The organism is Capnocytophaga sp. oral taxon 324 str. F0483, assembly GCF_000318315.2.
Lineage (GTDB): Bacteria > Bacteroidota > Bacteroidia > Flavobacteriales > Flavobacteriaceae > Capnocytophaga > Capnocytophaga ochracea.
The window spans coordinates 33,299-47,859 of the sequence record NZ_KB291491.1 but is presented as its reverse complement, the minus strand read 5'-3'; the positions used below and the strand labels follow the sequence as shown (position 1 = coordinate 47,859).

At 37.8% G+C, this 14,561-nt stretch carries 13 protein-coding genes; 6 read left to right on the top strand and 7 right to left on the bottom strand.

The genetic code is table 11. The features are described from left to right. Positions 1-277 precede the first annotated feature (277 nt). Genes HMPREF9072_RS01855 through HMPREF9072_RS01835 form a run of 5 tightly spaced genes read left to right on the top strand, consistent with a single transcriptional unit; the run spans position 278 to position 5,531 of the window. Entirely contained in the window at positions 278-3,130 is a 2,853-nt protein-coding gene (locus tag HMPREF9072_RS01855; RefSeq protein ID WP_009410237.1) for a DEAD/DEAH box helicase, read from the top strand. A 55-nt stretch (positions 3,131-3,185) separates the two neighbouring features. Continuing rightward, complete coding sequence (locus HMPREF9072_RS01850) at positions 3,186-3,473, top strand: hypothetical protein (RefSeq protein ID WP_002672706.1); 288 nt, start codon at positions 3,186-3,188, stop codon at positions 3,471-3,473. 17 nt (positions 3,474-3,490) lie between these two features. Continuing rightward, positions 3,491-3,715: a hypothetical protein gene (locus HMPREF9072_RS01845; protein WP_009410236.1), complete on the top strand. Its 225-nt coding sequence runs from the start codon at positions 3,491-3,493 to the stop codon at positions 3,713-3,715. Positions 3,716-3,730: 15 nt separating this feature from the next. Continuing rightward, positions 3,731-4,240 (top strand): DUF4252 domain-containing protein, encoded by a 510-nt coding sequence (locus tag HMPREF9072_RS01840; RefSeq protein ID WP_009410235.1) that lies wholly within the window; start codon positions 3,731-3,733, stop codon positions 4,238-4,240. 7 nt (positions 4,241-4,247) lie between these two features. After that, positions 4,248-5,531 (top strand): dihydrolipoamide acetyltransferase family protein, encoded by a 1,284-nt coding sequence (locus HMPREF9072_RS01835; protein ID WP_009410234.1) that lies wholly within the window; start codon positions 4,248-4,250, stop codon positions 5,529-5,531. Between the two features lie 101 nt (positions 5,532-5,632). Here HMPREF9072_RS01835 and ftsZ read toward each other — a convergent pair whose 3' ends face one another. From ftsZ to HMPREF9072_RS01800, 7 genes are all read right to left on the bottom strand, one after another. Continuing rightward, complete coding sequence (gene ftsZ, locus HMPREF9072_RS01830; protein ID WP_009410233.1) at positions 5,633-7,414, bottom strand: cell division protein FtsZ; 1,782 nt, start codon at positions 7,412-7,414, stop codon at positions 5,633-5,635. 29 nt (positions 7,415-7,443) lie between these two features. Next, on the bottom strand, positions 7,444-8,871 hold the full coding sequence (gene ftsA / locus HMPREF9072_RS01825; RefSeq protein WP_009410232.1) for a cell division protein FtsA: 1,428 nt from the start codon (positions 8,869-8,871) through the stop codon (positions 7,444-7,446). Between the two features lie 251 nt (positions 8,872-9,122). Next, positions 9,123-9,860 carry a 3-deoxy-manno-octulosonate cytidylyltransferase gene (gene kdsB, locus HMPREF9072_RS01820; protein ID WP_009410231.1) on the bottom strand — a complete coding sequence of 246 codons (738 nt, stop codon included), beginning with the start codon at positions 9,858-9,860 and terminating at the stop codon, positions 9,123-9,125. Positions 9,861-9,862: 2 nt separating this feature from the next. Then, a complete protein-coding gene (locus tag HMPREF9072_RS01815; protein ID WP_009410230.1) occupies positions 9,863-10,306 on the bottom strand; it encodes a DUF6790 family protein in 444 nt (147 codons plus the stop codon). A gap of 79 nt (positions 10,307-10,385) precedes the next feature. Next, entirely contained in the window at positions 10,386-11,738 is a 1,353-nt protein-coding gene (gene accC, locus HMPREF9072_RS01810) for an acetyl-CoA carboxylase biotin carboxylase subunit (RefSeq protein ID WP_009410229.1), read from the bottom strand. A gap of 11 nt (positions 11,739-11,749) precedes the next feature. Further along, the gene (accB, locus tag HMPREF9072_RS01805) at positions 11,750-12,253 is read right to left on the bottom strand and encodes an acetyl-CoA carboxylase biotin carboxyl carrier protein (RefSeq protein WP_002672720.1); all 504 of its coding nucleotides are present in this window, start codon (positions 12,251-12,253) and stop codon (positions 11,750-11,752) included. A gap of 32 nt (positions 12,254-12,285) precedes the next feature. Beyond that, complete coding sequence (locus HMPREF9072_RS01800) at positions 12,286-13,296, bottom strand: beta-ketoacyl-ACP synthase III (protein ID WP_002672722.1); 1,011 nt, start codon at positions 13,294-13,296, stop codon at positions 12,286-12,288. An 863-nt stretch (positions 13,297-14,159) separates the two neighbouring features. Here HMPREF9072_RS01800 and HMPREF9072_RS01790 point away from each other — a divergent pair. Then, positions 14,160-14,483, top strand: a complete 324-nt coding sequence (locus HMPREF9072_RS01790) for a hypothetical protein (protein ID WP_009410227.1) — start codon at positions 14,160-14,162, stop codon at positions 14,481-14,483. The last annotated feature ends 78 nt before the right edge of the window (positions 14,484-14,561 follow it).

The window sequence follows — 14,561 nt, the reverse complement described above, 5'->3', positions numbered from 1 at the left end:
GAGCCGCACGGGCAGATAAACAAAAGACGAACAATGAACGAAGAATAAATGGTGATAAAATAAAGGTAAGGTGAAGATATAATATATCAAGTTTTAACTTTTCCAAAGTTTGAAATTTTCGCAAAGTGAGGACAAATATCTTGCAAAGTGTTGTTCAATAAAGGTTTTTTCCTATCGATGTTGATAAAAAGAGGTTACTTAGTTTTTTTATTCCTGTAAAAATACTGTACCTTTGTCCGCTGAATACAAAACCTTACAGCAGTTACATTATTGAGTTATGTTTTTATTTTTTGACTTTAGCTTTCACCCTACCATAGAACTAGCTTTGCCTAATGCTTATTTAGCCGAAAAACAAAACGGATACGCCTCGTTTTACAAGAAAGCTACCACAGAAGTATTACATAGTTTGACTAACTTTGAACTATCAGAAAGTGAAAAAAGGGCTTTAAGTATCGTAAATAGTCTACAACCTAATATTCTACATCAAAAATACATCAAAAAAGGGGATAGTTTTGAGGAAATATACAAAAATGCCCAAATAAAAAAGCATATTCAACAACAAATAGAAGAAAAAACAGCTGAATTACTTTCTATTATTGCAGAAAATAGTTTGTTTATCACTACTAACCACAATCACAAAGACGATATCAGTAAGAAAATACTCCCCATAAGCACGAATATAATTGAACCTCTATTGGAATTTACAAAAATTGAAGGAGGTATTAGTTATCGGTTGTTGTTACAGAAAGACGATGAAAAATTATTGCCTTGTGAAAGCCATATCGAACTGCTGAACAACTCATACGCTTGGATTGTACTCAAAGGGCAAGTAGTGCGAGTAGCTCATATTAAAGCTTCGCACCTTAAACCTTTTTTGAATAAAGAAAGTACCTTTATTCCCGAAAAAACTTTCCCCGAATACTTCGAGAAATTCCTTAAAAAAGTACTTAGAAATGCACAGGTAGAAGCAAAAGGCTTTAAAATTATTACTCAGAATGAATTAAAAGGTAGTGAATTGGATATTTTATACGATTTCTTTGCCAATCATTACAAAATATACATACACTTTGATTACAATGGTTATACTTTTGACAGTAATCAATCGAAAAACAATCAGTCGAACTTAGAAATAAGCCCCAATAACGATATAAAAATATATAATTACCAACGAAATAAAGAAGAAGAAACAAGAAAGTATCGCCTTTTGGAACAGTTAGGTTTTGTGAACGACGGAGGTACTTTTTCAGTTGAAAGTAAAGACCCTTTTGCTTCGTATTTTCATCTGTTGCACTGCAAAAAAGATTTGGAAGAAGCAGGTTTTGGCTTTCATACTTTCAGCATAGAAGGAGGAAAAGAAATCAGTGAACATCTGCCTGAGCTCATTTTTGCAGAAACAAGTACCGAAAACGATTGGTTTGACCTCAATATAAGAGTAAAACAAGGAGAAAATAGCTTTCATTTTAAAGATTTAATCAAGAATTTAAAAGAAAATAACCCTATTTACTTACTTCCTGATGGAAAAGCCTTCATTATTCCTCAAGAATGGTTTAGTAAGTTTGGTAGTATTGCCAAATATGCACAAATTAGGCAGGAGAAACTGCAAATTAGCAAAAGTAACTATGCACTTTTGGAAGCTGTACCCGAGATAAAACCTCAGAACTTAGTAGAAAAAGTGAATTATACCCCCTCGCCTAACCTACGAGCTACCTTACGTCCGTATCAAATAGAGGGTGTGGAGTGGCTTTTACAACACTATTACAATGGTGTTGGGGCGTGCCTTGCTGATGATATGGGACTTGGGAAAACACTACAAACCATTGCCTTATTGGTGGCTATACACGATGCTTTACCCGAAAAAGCGATTGAAACTGCCGACCTTTTTTCAGGGATAGAAAAGAGTAAAGAGGCTCTAAAAGTATTGGTTATTCTGCCTTCATCGCTTATTTTTAATTGGTATGACGAGACTAAAAGGTTTGCCCCACATTTTAAATGCACACAATACGTGGGGACTGACCGAAAAGTAAAAGCCAAGCGCTTAGGCAATTACGATGTGGTTTTTACCAGTTATCCGATAGTAGAACGCGATGTGGAACTCTTCCAAAAGTACGAATTTAGGTATATCATTTTAGATGAAAGCCAGCGTATTAAAAACAAGAACTCAAAGACATTCAAAGCAATACATACCTTAAAAGCGACTCATCGCATTGCGCTGAGTGGGACACCTATTGAGAACTCACTCAGTGACTTATGGTCGCAGATGCAATTTATCAATCCGAATATACTGAAAAGTTATGCTTCGTTTTACAAGAACTATGAAGTGGAAATCAGCAAAAAGAAAAACGCGCAAGCCTTAGAGGAGTTAAAGACTATTATCAGTCCGTTTTTACTAAGGCGGACAAAGGAGCAAGTGCTTGACGATTTGCCAGAAATGGAAGAGCAAATTATCTACTGTCCTATGAGTGAAGCCCAACACAAATGGTATGAAACAGAAAAATCGAAAGTGCGTAACCAGCTTTTACAAATTAATGAGCCAATCACTGAATTTAACACTCTAAATATGCTAATGAGGCTTAGAAAAATAAGCTTACACCCTAAATTAGTGGACAAAGAGAGTAAAATTGCATCAGGAAAGTACGAAGAAGTGATAAATTATATGGAGGAATTGCTACAATCATCTCGAAAAGCACTTATTTTTAGCAGTTTTGTGAGTCATTTAGCACTTTATGAAGAATGGTGTAACAAAAAAGGGATAAAATATGCTAAACTAACAGGCGAAACACCTTCGTTTGAGCGCAAGAACCAAGTAGAGATGTTTCAGAACAATCCTAGTATATCGTTCTTTTTCATTTCGCTTAAAGCAGGTGAGGTAGGGTTAAATCTCACGCAGGCATCTTATGTTTTGTTATTAGACCCGTGGTGGAATCCGTTTTCTGAAAAGCAAGCTATTGGGAGGGCTCACCGTATAGGGCAACAAAATAAAGTGAACGTGATACGCTTTGTGAGCAAGGATACCATTGAAGAAAAAATCATCAAATTACAGAAAAGTAAAACAGAACTTTCCGAAAACATTATTGATGAAAATCACATCATTAAGGAAGTAATGGAACAAATTAATAGCTTATTGGAATAATTTTTGTGCAATATTTTATTGTTAATTATCAATTATTTTTTACCTTTGCATTATTATGAAGATTAGATTATTTAAATTACCAAAGAACAAGCGCTTTAACTATACTCCTCGTTACTACGAAGGGAAGGAAGAAGGCAACCCTTTTGAGATGGGCTCACGCATTCGCAAAGACCGCGAAACCGTAACGAACCACTTCACGGAAGAATGGCGTTCTATCCGCAGTGAGAGTCGCAACCGAAAAAACGCAGGGGTAAACAAAACTTTTTGGATAGTGTTATTAGTATTAATATTGATAACTCTTTACTTCCTTGACTTTGATTTATCAATATTCAGAAGACATTAACAAAGTTACAAGAAAATATGAAAAAAACCATTGCAATTTGTGTACTCATAGCGGTGGCGATAGGATTAGGCTGTTTTTATTGGGTGAAACAGCAACGCGAATACAAAGAAGCAGAGTACAACTACCAAGTAATAAGAAAAGGGCTTTTAATACTCTCAGAGGAATATAATAAAGGCGCTGAGAAAGTGCAATACCTCAAAGAATATGAAGAAACTAAAAACAAAATCGTTAAAGAACATTAACAACATATTGTTACTATGAAAATAAAGAAAATATTAATGCTATCTGCTTTTTGGGTGACCATAGCTGTTAACGGACAAACAGCCTTTGAAAAGTTAGAAACCAATAAAGATATTAGCACTGTGGTAGTATCGCAGAAGATGTTTCAGATGCTATCAAAAATTGACAGTAAAGATACGGAAGCTAAAGAGTTTATGGAAGTTGCTAATAAGCTCAAAGGAATGAAGATTTTTACGACTGAAAGTAAAACGGCTGCTGGGCTAATGAAAACAGAAGCACAACAGTACCTTAAAACAGCAGGGCTATCAGAATTAATGCGAGTAAAAGACAAAGCTCAAAATGTGAAATTCTACACCAAAGAAGGGAAAGATGCTACCCACGTATCGGAACTGCTAATGCTTGTAGAACCGACCGAGACTTCAAAACAAACTATAGTATTATCGCTCACAGGCGATATAGACCTTAATAAAATAAGCGTATTAACCAAAAATATGAACCTCCCACAAGAGGTTAAAGAAATAAAGTAGCAGGAAAATGGCAAGATATGAATTAATTTTCCCTTCATTAGGAGAAAGTGTAACAGAGGCTGTTGTTACCAACTGGCTGAAAAAAGTAGGCGATCCTGTAGAAGCCGAAGAAAGTATTGTGGAAGTATCCACAGATAAAGTAGATACTGAAGTACCTACTGATGTGTCGGGTATATTGGCTGAAATCAAGTTTCAAGTGAATGACGTCGTGAAAGTAGGTGAAGTAATAGCTGTTATTGAGACACAAGAAGAGATTAGCACTTCTGGAGAGGCGCTTGATGTTGTACAACAATCGGTTGCAAGTTTAGAAAAGAACATTGCTAACATACAACAAAGTACCTCAGCTCAGCCACAAATAGACTTCAGCAAAACAGAGCGTTTCTATTCACCTTTGGTAAAGAATATCGCTAAGAAAGAAGGTATCAGTTTAAGTGAGTTAGACAGCATCAAAGGAACGGGGTTAAACGACCGTGTAACCAAGAGTGATATTCTTGACTATCTATCGCATAGGACACAAGGAAAAGCAAAGCCTTCAGCTACTTTTGATGCTACTCCTGTCGATAAGAGAGTTTATACCAAACGCGGTGAAGAACGAATTGAGATGAGCCGTATGGGTAAACTCATTGCAGAGCATATGCTAAAAAGTAAACTTACTTCAGCACACGTACAAAGTTTTATTGAGGTAGATGTAACCCGTATATGGAAATGGCGCAATAAAGTAAAAAAAGCATTTGAAGAGCGCGAAGGTGAGAAATTCACTTTTACACCTATCTTTATGGAAGTGGTAGCCAAAGCACTTGTTGATTTTCCTATGATGAATGTCTCAGTAGAAGGAGATAGCATTATCAAGAAGAGAAATATTAATATAGGCATGGCTACTGCGTTATCAGACGGTAACCTAATTGTTCCCGTTATAAAAAACGCTGATGAGCTCAGTTTAAGAGGTATGGCAAAAGTAGTAAATGACCTTGCTAATAGAGCTCGTGCTAATGCACTCAAGCCCGATGAAGTGAAAGATGGCTCATATACAGTAACCAATATAGGTTCATTTGGCACTTTGTTTGGCACTCCTATTATTAATCAGCCACAAGTAGGTATCTTAGCAATAGGAGCTATCCAAAAAGTTCCTGCTGTAATTGAAACTCCAGAAGGAGACACAATAGGCATTCGTTATAAACTAATGCTTTCTCACAGTTATGACCATCGTGTTGTAAATGGAGCCTTAGGAGGAATGTTTGTACAGCGTGTAGCTAAATATCTTGAAGAGTGGGATATGAATAGAGTACTATAAAATAATTTTAATAATGTGATTATATAGAAAAACGGGAAGTTTTAATTAAACTTCCCGTTTTTATTAGAATATGGTTTTTCTCATAGATGAGTCCTATAAAACTAATCTACATTGTCGTGTAAATAAGAATTGTTTTTTCTTATTTGCATCTCTCCTGCGCTATCTTTCCCCATAGAGGTACGTGATTGATTATTACTTCCAAACTTGTAGTTATAATCTTGCAAACGATTGGAACGAGAGCGTTTCATTACATCAGAGATTCTACTGTCAATAGGGTTCAAAGAAGACTCTATATCCTCTTCTTCTGCAAACATATCTAATTGACCTGAAGAAGTAGAAGTTTTGGACTTAGAATCCTCTTCTTTTTTATAAAGAATAAACTCGTTTGAGTTTTTATCTTCTGTAAAAGAGGTTGGCTTTGCTTCTATAAAAGTTCTTTCAAGCTCTGTATAGTCTTCTAAAGTATAACGAATTTCTCCCTCTTGATTTACAACAGGAGGATTCTTCCGGCGTTCTACTTGAGGAGCTTCTTTATGAATATCCTCACTCAATTGGTGAATAATTGGAGCTTCTTTTTCGGGCTCTTCGTGTTTTACTGATGTTGGTTGCTGGGTTTGCACTTCAGCTTTTTTTTCAATAGTCTGAAAACTATTCTTTTTAGGAATAGACTTATCTACTATCACAAACTCATCATTTACAGCAGTAACTATTTCACAATCCACCCAAATATTAAATAAATCTGATAGCGAAGACTCTTTCTTTATATCAGAGATTGAGGAAATAGGATAACTGCTACTTATAGCATTAACCACAGTTCCTTTGGGCTCTGTTAAATCACGAGTAGCTGTTTGGTTTTCCTCAAGAATATGTATTACCTTTTTGGTTTCAGCGTTCACTATTTCTTGTTGTTGATCAGCATCAAAGCCTGTGGCAATCACTATCACAGAAATAGCTTCTCCTAATGATTCATCTTCACCTATCCCATAGATAAGGTCAGCCATATTATCACCTGCTTGCTCTTGGATAAAACTACTTATTTCAGTAACTTCACGCTGAGTAGCTTCTTTTTTACCATAAGTAATCAAAAGAAGAGCATTTTTAGCACCTGCTATCTTATTATCATTTAGTAAAGGAGAGTTTAAAGCAGCTGCTACGGCTTCATAAGCTCTATTATCACCTTCAGCTGAGGCTGAGCCCATAATAGCCGTACCCCCGTTTTCAAGTACGGTACGAGCATCGCGTAAGTCGATATTTACAAGGTAATGCTTACTGATTACCTCAGCCATACCTTTAGCTCCTTTTAATAATATCTCATTCGCCTTTCCATAACTCTCTTTAATACTCAAATCACCGTATATTTCGTTGATTTTATTATTATTGATAACAATAAGAGAATCTACACATTCACGTAGTTTCTTAATACCCGCTTGTGCTTGTCGACTGCGCTTTAAGCCTTCATAATTAAATGGAGTAGTTACAATAGCAACAGTAAGAATACCCATATCCTTAGCTTGCTTAGCTATTACGGGCACTGCTCCTGTTCCTGTTCCACCACCCATACCAGCTGTAATAAACACCATTTGGGTATTCCCTTCCAAAGTACGTTGGATATCCTCAATACTTTCAAGAGCCGCTTTTTCACCAATATCAGGATTGGCTCCTGCTCCTAATCCTTCAGTAAGGGTAACTCCTAATTGAATTTTATTAGGGATAGGGCTGTTTTCCAAAGCTTGTGCATCTGTATTACAGACCACATAATCTACCCCTTTAATACCTTCGTTGTGCATGAAATTCACGGCGTTGCACCCTCCGCCTCCTACGCCAATAACTTTGATATAGTTACTAATATTCTTTGGCAAATCAAATTGAATGTCCGAATTCATATCAAAAAATCATAATTATTTGTTTCTACTTAATCTTCACTATCTAAGAAGTCCTTTAGTTTTTCATTTAATTTACTCCACCAGCCTCTACTAGTTTTATGTATCTCTAATTCATCATCTTCATCTTTATCTTGAAAAACATTTATTTTCGGTGAATCTACTATTGTGATAGGTTGTTTTTCAAGTGATGAATCCTGCAAATCTGCTGATAAAGACTCTACTACCACTCCCTTTCCGCTCTCTATCGTTTCTTGAGCTTTTACTTCCTGGAAGCGTTTTTTAAATTGCTCTTCTGCTTCATTTTCAATAGCGCTCATTACAAGACCTATAGCCGTAGAGTAAATAGGCGAAGTAAGTTTAGGGTCAGAGTTACCTGCTAAGTGCTCATTAGGATAACCTATGCGGGCATCCATTCCCGTAATATATTCTACTAACTGAACAATATGCTTCAGTTGGCTTCCACCTCCTGTGAGTACTACTCCGGCAAACAGTTTCTTTTTAGTTTCTTCGTGACCGTAATTTTTAATCACGTTAAACACTAAATTGATGATCTCACTTACTCTTGCGTGAATAATTTTAGAAAGGTTTTTAAGTGTTATTTCTTTAGGTTCCTTCCCTTTAATACCAGGAATAGATACTATCTCATTATCTCGGTTCTCTCCTGGCCAAGCTGACCCAAATTCTACTTTCAGCATCTCGGCTTGACGGGTGAGTATTCCACAACCTTCTTTTATATCATCAGTAATAATATTACCTCCTAAAGGCACTACGGCTGTATGGCGGATAATACCATCTTTAAAGATAGCTACATCGGTGGTACCACCTCCTATATCCACTAACACCACTCCTGCATCTTTTTCCTCTTCGCTTAATACAGCTTTAGCAGAGGCAATAGGTTCCAAAGTAAGGCCTATGGGCTTTAGATGTGCCATTTCCACACAACGAGTAATCCCTTTGATAGCGCTTACTTGCCCAATAACTAAGTGAAAAGTAGCATCTAAACGCGTCCCCATCATACCGATAGGTTCTTTAATATCTCCCACATTATCTACTTTATAGTCCTGAGGGAGTGCGTGAATTATCTTTTGTCCTGGTGAAAGTGCTATAGAGAACACCTGTTCTTTCAGGCGTTCCAAATCGTCAAAGTCTATAAGTTGTTCAGGGTCTGTACGGGTAATATAATCGCTATGCGAACGACTTATGATATTTTGTCCTGCGATACCTGCTTCTACGTTCTCAATTTCTAAGCCTGTCTTTTCTTTGGCATCTTGAATAGCATCCATAATAGATTGAGTAGTTTTAGCAATGTTAGTTACTACTCCTTTATTGATGCCTTCACTTTTAGATTGCCCATAACCTAAAATCTGAATCTTCCCGTATTCGTTCTTTGCCCCTACCATAGTTACAATCTTGGTAGTCCCGATATCTAACCCTACGTAATACTTGTTATATTTCATTTTTCACTTAAACAACTATATCTAGATGTATAGCCGATAATTTTTTGTTTAATTCGTTATTAATTAGGTCGCTCTATTCGTGTCTTTACACTTCTTTAGACGTAGCAAAGATATAGAAAAAAAGAAACTTTACAGCATTTTTTTATTAATAAGTTATCAACATTTTTATAAACAGCTGATAATCAATGTTAATAATTTGCTAAATTTCTGCTTTATTCCCCTCAATTTTAGTCTTTTTATCTCTATTTTTATCATTTTTGTGTAATCAATCGCTTACGTGCCCTCTCCAAATCTTCGGGGGTATCAATCCCTATGGTAGGAATATCGGTTAGCGCTAAACGTATTTTAAACCCATTTTCTAAGTAACGAAGCTGTTCTAATTTTTCCGTTTCTTCTAATAAGGAAGGAGGTAACTCGGTGAACTGTTGTAATGCTTCTTTGCGATAGGCGTAAATACCTATGTGCTTGTAATAAGACACCTCGGTGTTAGGGTCGCGAGGAAAGGGAATGATATTCCTCGAAAAATAGAGCGCCTCTCCAAATTTGTTCACTACTACCTTCACATTGTTCGGGTTTGCAATATCATCTGGGTCGGTAATACGCTCCATTAGGCTTGCTACTGCTATGCTTTTAGTAAGGTCTTTAGCAAAAATATCAATTACTTTTTGTAAGTTCTCTTTATCTGTAAAAGGCTCATCTCCTTGTACATTCACAATAATATCTACGTCTAAATCTCTTGAAGCTTCTGCCAAACGGTCACTGCCACTATTGTGTTCTTTTTTACTGCGAATTACTTTGCCTCCTACCTCTCGTATCGCCTTTTCTATACGGTCATCATCAGTTACCACATACACTTCGTCAAACAAGCGGGTATCAGCTACACGTTCATAAGTATGTACAATTACAGGCTTGCCACAAAGGTCTTGCATCAGCTTTGCAGGGAAGCGTGTCGCCCCGTAACGGGCAGGTATCATTGCTATGAGTTTCATCTCTAATTCAGTATAAACAATATTAATAACGTTAAGGGCATTAGCAAATCAGGAAGAATAATCCATACGTTCCCTTTGTTGAAATTGTGTTTTCGCTTTATCTCAGCGATGTGTAACAAGGCTGCTCCTATCAAGAATACACTAAACGGAATAGCCGTTGCCAACCAGAATCCGTCGCGAAACCAATGGCACAATATACCACAAATGCCTATCCCCAACGACACAAACCCCAATTCTTTTTGAAAACCATTAGATGCCCATCCTATGGTTTTAGCTACTTTCTCACTGAGTACCGAGTGCCCTACAAAGTTAAACAACCCGAAAAAGCCTACCCCATAAACCAAATGGGTGTATAATGCGGTATATACAAAGCTTTCATCGAAAGAAAAAGCATACAGTACAACAGCTAATACCCAACAAATAAAATATACAATAAGATATATCATAGTATTGTAACGATATAAAAGGGACTATCTTTCTCTTGAGTTAGACAGTCCCTTTCTTTATATAATCATTTCTACTTCATTATTCTGCCACTTGGGGTTTCATCTGGAAATCCTCCATAAACTTAGTAGTGTAATTGCCTGCTAAGTAATTGGGGTCGTCCATTAGTTGCAAGTGGAACGGAATTGTGGTTTTCACTCCTTCTACTACAAACTCGTCTAAGGCGCGTTTCATCTTGGCTATTGCTTCCTCACGGGTTTGCGCTGTAGTGATGAGTTTCGCAATCATCGAGTCGTAGTTAGGCGGAATTACATAACCACTGTACACGTGAGTATCGAGGCGCACTCCGTGACCTCCTGGGGCGTGCAAGGTGGTAATCTTACCTGGCGACGGACGGAAGTCGTTATAAGGGTCTTCCGCATTGATTCGACACTCTATGGCGTGCAGTTTAGGCGTGTAGTTCTTACCTGAGATAGGCACTCCGGCAGCTACCAATATCTGTTCGCGAATAAGGTCATAGTCTATCACTTGTTCAGTGATAGGGTGCTCTACTTGTATACGAGTATTCATCTCCATAAAGTAGAAATTGCGGTCTTTGTCTACCAAGAACTCTACCGTTCCTGCCCCTTCATATTTAATAAACTCAGCAGCTTTCACTGCAGCTTCTCCCATACGCTTGCGAAGGTCGTCCGTCATAAAAGGCGACGGCGTTTCTTCGGTAAGTTTCTGGTGGCGACGCTGTATCGAGCAATCGCGTTCTGAAAGGTGACAAGCCTTGCCGTATTGGTCGCCTACGATTTGTATCTCAATGTGACGAGGGTCTACAATCAGCTTTTCCATATACATCGCATCGTTACCAAAGGCAGCTCCTGCTTCCTGCATCGCGCTGTTGAGGGCTTTCTCGAGGTCTTCCTCTTTCCATACATCGCGCATACCGCGACCTCCCCCACCAGCAGTAGCTTTCAGCATCACAGGGTAGCCTATTTCAGCAGCTATCTTTTTAGCGTGCTCCAACGATTCTACGAGCCCGTCGGAACCTGGTACGGTAGGCACTCCTGCGTCTTTCATAGTCGCTTTAGCTGATGCCTTATCACCCATTTTTTCAATCATTTCAGGCGATGCGCCTATAAACTTAATGCCGTGTTCTGCACAAATCTTCGAGAATTTCGCATTTTCCGAAAGAAATCCGTAGCCTGGGTGTATGGCATCGGCATTGGTAATTTCGGCAGCGGCTATAATATTAGGTATTTTTAAGTATGAATCTTTGCTGGGTGGAGGACCTATACACACAGCTTCATCGGCAAAGCGCACGTGCAAGCTGTCAGCATCGGCAGTAGAATATACGGCTACCGATTTGATACCCATTTCGCGACACGTACGTATCACGCGTAAGGCAATTTCTCCACGGTTGGCTATCAATATTTTTTTAAACATAATTGTTTGGTTTATGAAGGATCCACTAAATACAATGGCTGGTCAAATTCTACAGGTGAAGAATCATCAACCAATATTTTAACTATCTTACCAGAAACTTCTGATTCTATTTCGTTGAAGAGTTTCATCGCCTCAATAATGCAAATCACACTACCTTTGGCTATGGTAGAACCTACTTCCACAAATAGCGGTTTGTCTGGACCAGGACGACGATAAAAAGTACCAATCATCGGCGATTTGATAGTAATGTATTTGCTATCGTCATCGGCAGGTGTTGCTGGTTTGCTGTCAGCAGGTTCAGCTGTAGGAAGTTGTTGTACAGGTACTTGCTGTTGCAAAGGCAATTGCGGCAGCTGTTGTGCTACGGGCAATTGTTGTACAAACACTTGCTCTTTGCCACTTTCATCAGGGTTCGTTTTAATGGTGATTTTTACATCTTCCATTTCCAATTTCACTTCGCTTGCCCCCGACTTGGCAACAAACTTAATTAAATTTTGAATGTCTCTTAAATCCATACGTGTATTGTATTTTTCTCAATGGTTGTTCCTTATTTGTGATAAAGGGCTCCGTCGTATGCCCATTTTAAGTAAATAGCTCCCCAAGTGAAACCTCCCCCAAAGGCTGCCAATACTATATTGTCTCCTTTTTTGAGTTGGTTTTCGTAGTCGTTAAGAGCTAAGATGATGGTTGCCGAAGTTGTATTGCCGTACTTGTGAATGTTGAGCATCACTTTTTCAGCAGGTAATCCCATACGCTCGGCAGTAGCATCAATAATGCGTTTATTAGCTTGGTGAGGCGTAAGCCATTGCACTTCGTTTGAGGTCAAACCGTTGCGTTTGATAAGCTCCTCTGCTATGTCAGCCATTCCTGTAACCGCATATTTAAACACCGTTTTACCGTCTTGGAATACAAAATGGTCTTTGTTAGCCACTGTTTCAGCCGTAGTCGGACAGAGAGAACCTCCTGCTTTAATGTACAAATAGTTACGTCCTATACCATCACTTCTTAAGAGTTCGTCCTGTACGCCTAAACCTTCGTAGTTAGGTTCAAAGAGTGCAGCCCCTCCCCCATCGCCGAAGATAATGCAAGTAGCTCTATCGGTATAGTCTATGATAGACGACATCTTATCTGCCCCCACCAAGAGTACTTTTTTATAACGCCCTGATTCTATGTATTTAGCAGCTACCGAAACCCCAAATAGGAAGCTCGAACACGCAGCTTGCAAATCGAATGAAAAAGCATTCACAGCGCCTATTTGCGACGCTACATAAGGACCTGTAAGGGCTACAGGCATATCAGGGGTAGCCGTAGCCAAAATAACTAAGTCTATTTCTTTGGGGTCGAGACCTGTTTTGCGAATAAGGTCTTTAGCGGCTTCAATTCCTAAAAATGATGAACCTTTATTAGGGTCTTTAAGTATGCGTCTTTCTTTGATACCTGTACGGGTGTAAATCCACTCATCGTTAGTATCTACCATTTTTTCTAACATTTCATTGGTTAGAACATCTTCAGGTACATAGCCTCCGATAGCCGTAATGGCAGCGGTTATTTTCTCCATCGTAATTCTCTAAATTAATTTTTATATAACTCACATAGTGATTATTAACTCCAATAAGTAGTTTTTTCACAAAGCCCACTATATAAATTTGGGGCAAAAGTACATAATATTTTTGATTTAGCACCAATATGCAAAGAGTTTTTTTACTGAATATCCTTTTAAGAGCTTATTTTTAATGATGCAAAATTTTTACAAATAAATAAAGCCCTAATAAAATCAGCTTTTAAACTATTATAAAACACCCTATCTCCACCCTGCTACTCAGGTTTCATTTGTTCATCATTCGTTTATGTATAAACTTTGTAGAAGTTTGAAACTCTAACAAAGTTGAAAACCTTCAATAACCATCTTTTTATCTTTACCTCAACTTCAACTTACCTTCGCTTTAGCATCGCTCTTCCTTCGTCTTTTCTCTATCTGCCCGTGCGGCTCGCACCGTCTTTTGTTCGTTTTTTGTTCGTTTTTTGTTCGTTTTTTGTTCGTCTTTCCTTCGTTCATTGTTCGTCTTTCCTTCGTCTTTTGTTTATCTGCCCGTGCGGCTCGCACCGTCTTTCCTATAAGCTTTCTATAAGCTTCTCCCAAATTAACCATTAACCATTAATCATTAAATAAGGCTTTCATCTACATTATTTTATTTCCCCTCCCCCATTTGCTAATTTGCTAATTAACCCATTTACTAATTTTACTCGCTTGTGTGGCTCACACCTGCCAGTGTGGCTCACACCTCACACCGTCATTGATTGGGTATTATTGGTATTTCTAGCATTTCTGATATTAATCAGTATTATTAACATTTTTGGTATTATGGTATTAATTCGGTATTAATTAGTATCTTTGCAAAGTAATTATAAACTTTTGTACCAATGAAAACATTCTATGCGGTTGCTATTATTGGAATTATGCTATTGGGCATAGCGCATTCAGCACTTAGTTTCAAGAAATACGACCAACTTTCGGCAGAAGCCTTTTGGTTTTTCAGTGCAGGGTTAGCCCTTATTTTTGCCGGTTTAGCCAATGGCTTACACTATCAGTTACAACTGCCTATTACTTTTCGTTATGTACTTGCTATAAACGTGCTATTAGTACTTTTTACAGTATTTTTAGCGATAAAAGTACCTGCCCCCACTACACTTTTAGTAGCGATATTCTCAGCACTACTTTGCATAGCAATTTTACTAAACAAATAGATAGGCAAGTTATTGTATTCATAACTCAATTACGATGAGTTTAATAAAAAAGAGCTGTTCATTGCTGAACAGCTCTTT